The sequence below is a fragment of the Aquimarina addita genome (genome assembly GCF_039539305.1).
Taxonomy (GTDB): domain Bacteria; phylum Bacteroidota; class Bacteroidia; order Flavobacteriales; family Flavobacteriaceae; genus Aquimarina; species Aquimarina addita.
This window is the reverse complement of the sequence record NZ_BAABCW010000077.1, coordinates 1-709: the sequence shown is the minus strand read 5'-3', so window position 1 is coordinate 709 and position 709 is coordinate 1. Positions and strand designations below refer to the sequence as shown.

1 protein-coding gene is annotated in these 709 nt (G+C 33.6%); it reads left to right on the top strand.

Annotated elements, in window-relative coordinates; genetic code table 11:
* On the top strand, positions 1–709 hold a 709-nt coding region (locus ABD816_RS22220), incomplete at both ends, for an AMP-binding protein (RefSeq protein WP_344931117.1).

Sequence of the window (709 nt, the reverse complement as noted above, 5' to 3'; positions counted from 1 at the left end):
GGGAGGAGATCGCAATAGAATCATCTAGAAAACTACCAAAAATCACATTGCCCAACCACCTCGCATATGTAATCTACACATCAGGGTCAACAGGGAAACCTAAAGGGGTAATGATTGAACATGATAACTTGATGAATTATTTGTCTTTTGCAATGTGCAATTATGGGAAAGATTTTGATACTTATAATTTTCCTTTGTTTACTTCCTTATCTTTTGACCTTACTCAGACAAGTATCTATCTAACATTAATAACAGGAGGACAGTTATCTGTTAGTACAAATGAAAATGTACATATTGTTTTAGGAGACATATTGAACAACAAACATATTGATTCAATAAAGTTAACACCATCTCATCTACATTTTCTAAAAGACATTAACAATTCTACTCTGACAAAAGTAATAGTAGGTGGAGAAAAATTGGAAAGTACAATTTTAGATAATTTAAATTTCTCAAATTCGAATATAGAGTTTTATAATGAATATGGTCCAACAGAAACTACGATAGGCTGTACTGTACTTAATATTTCCATGAATAGTTTAGATAATCTATCCATAGGTCGTCCAATCTCGAACACTCAGGTTTATATTGTAGGGAATGGTCTTGAATTACAGCCTATAGGGGTAATAGGTGAATTATGCATAAGTGGTGCTGGTTTGGCACGTGGGTATCTCAATCGTCCCGATCTGACCAGAGAAAAATTCATCGA